The sequence below is a fragment of the Caballeronia arationis genome (assembly GCF_001544975.2).
GTDB classification, from domain to species: domain Bacteria; phylum Pseudomonadota; class Gammaproteobacteria; order Burkholderiales; family Burkholderiaceae; genus Caballeronia; species Caballeronia arationis.
The window spans coordinates 1-1,795 of record NZ_FCOG02000396.1; the positions used below are offsets into that span (position 1 = coordinate 1).

2 protein-coding genes and 2 pseudogenes are annotated in these 1,795 nt (G+C 56.4%); 1 reads left to right on the forward strand and 3 read right to left on the reverse strand.

Annotation, left to right across the window (positions count from 1 at the left end):
- Positions 1–90: 90 nt before the first annotated feature.
- Positions 91–414 carry an isochorismatase family protein gene (locus AWB81_RS42605; protein ID WP_087135611.1) on the reverse strand — a complete coding sequence of 108 codons (324 nt, stop codon included), beginning with the start codon at positions 412–414 and terminating at the stop codon, positions 91–93.
- Between the two features lie 449 nt (positions 415–863).
- Between AWB81_RS42605 and AWB81_RS42610 the strand changes: the two genes are divergently transcribed.
- Positions 864–1,235, forward strand: coding sequence for a hypothetical protein (locus tag AWB81_RS42610; RefSeq protein ID WP_062644568.1), 372 nt, complete (start codon positions 864–866; stop codon positions 1,233–1,235).
- 51 nt (positions 1,236–1,286) lie between these two features.
- On the opposite strand, the pseudogene AWB81_RS48110 reads toward AWB81_RS42610, so the two are convergent.
- Together AWB81_RS48110 and AWB81_RS44430 are read right to left on the reverse strand one after the other, a co-directional pair.
- Positions 1,287–1,460, reverse strand: a pseudogene (locus tag AWB81_RS48110) (ATP-binding protein); the annotation flags it as partial.
- Between the two features lie 54 nt (positions 1,461–1,514).
- A pseudogene (locus AWB81_RS44430) lies at positions 1,515–1,598 on the reverse strand (H-NS family nucleoid-associated regulatory protein); the annotation flags it as partial.
- Between the last annotated feature and the right edge of the window lie 197 nt (positions 1,599–1,795).

A 1,795-nucleotide genomic window follows, 5' to 3' on the forward strand; every position in this document is an offset into this window, starting at 1 on the left:
CTTTGCAGCGCAGCTTCCGCACCGCTGAGAAGGCCGTTAACACCTGGTGCGATCAGGTCAAAATCGCCGCGTAGAAACTTGACTCGACTGCTACAAGATCAATTCAGTCAAGGAATCTAGTTGAAGGTCAGTCTCGCGAAACGGATTCATGTGGTGTTTTACAATAACTCGCTCGTGCGGGAGACTCGCCGCCTTCGGATGAAGTTGCGCACCTTCCGTATGCGGCACGAAGAACGGCGCATCCTTCGCCAGAGTCTCATGTCTAATATGGATGACGAGGTCGGCGTTCTTTCGCGCCGCAGCTAGTACGGCGGCTGCATTGTCAGCGGCAGCATCGACTCCGTTGAGAATCCACTTTCCGCCCGAAAAATAGTCCTTCTGAATATCGACCGCAATAAGCGCTTGCTTTGCCATGATTCCTTCTCCGCGTACGGGATTGAGTTCGGGTGTTCAAGGTTCCCGAATCTGTGCCAAAAGATGCGCCGTTCCCAGCCCGAACACAGCGAGGCTGCGACGCGATGGGAGCATCATGAAGAGTTCAGTCCCGGAGGTGAATAGCTCAATTTCGCAATCCACTGTTCTCGCATCGAGAATAATGCGAAAACGACAGCTCGCGAGCCCGGATATGATGTGCAGAGATTGCTTCGTATGATGTGGCACTGAGCAACCCCGGAATCCTTTTACACAGATGACCCACGACGAGGATATTTCAACGGCCTGTCAGGTTGTTGGTTACAGTGGACGTATAGTCGTTGGGTTGCCCGGCCCCGGCATGCACGTGTCCGGGAGTGACCGAGGCCGTTCCGGCATGTCAACGAGGTGCCGAACTCGAACTTACGCAAGAGCGTTGCGCTGAATATCCGATGCCATCCAAGGTCAGGAACTCGTTGCTCTGGATTCTCAAGCCTCTCGAGGGCGACGAGACGTATTTCCGAAAACGAATGTTCGGCTGCGACGCGGCTTACGTCGACGGGTTGCTGTGCCTGGTTGTGGCCGACCGGGATGAACCGTGGAACGGTTTACTGGTATGCACATCGCAGGAACGACATGCGGCGCTTATCGAGGAAATGCCCGCCCTGCACCCGCATCAGGTTCTCGGGAAATGGCTTTGCGTAAAGCAAAGCAACCCTGCGTTTGAGGATGTCGCCCGTCGTGTCACATCGCTTGTACTTTCACGTGATTCGCGCATCGGCGTCGCGCCGAAACCACGGCGACCGACGACAAAGCTCCGGTGATGCACTTCAGGTGTCGACGCCGATTTGAATCTGACCCACTCGGGTTCTAACCTACGTGGCTGCTTGCGTTGGTGGTCGCGTGGTCGTTTGTCCCGCCTCACCTCTGTCCTGTAGGCGGTAGCTCCCGCCACTGGTTTGCACGATGTCTGCGTAATGCAGTAACCCGTCGAGCGTCGCGGCGGTGGGCGTCTGGTCGTCGGCAAACGCCGCGGCCCATTGCGTGAACTAGATGTGCCGCATGTCACTTAGAAATCCTACGCCGATGCGGTGCTCGCTGCTGAGAAATTTTGTGCGGTCTTTCACGTCTCTAATCCACGCGGGCGGTCGAGCGTGTCCGCTCCATGTTTCGCCGGTTTTCGGATTTAGGTGCGTATTCCACGCAAAGAGAACAGCCATTCCACGGCAAAGTGAATCGTGATTCCACGGCAAAGCGAACAAGGATTCCACGCCATCGCGAACAAGCGGAGCGCAGCGACGCGGGATCTTGCCTTTTTACTCGGACTGCGGCTTCGCAGTCAATCGACTACGCGTCTTGCGCAGCGATTCGCCGGCGAGCGTGA

What these genes read in the sequence shown, in the direction of transcription:
- AWB81_RS42605 (WP_087135611.1), bottom strand. Translation starts at nt 414, where the DNA reads ATGGCAAAGCAAGCGCTTATTGCGGTCGATATTCAGAAGGACTATTTT.
- AWB81_RS42610 (WP_062644568.1), top strand. Translation starts at nt 864, where the DNA reads ATGCCATCCAAGGTCAGGAACTCGTTGCTCTGGATTCTCAAGCCTCTC.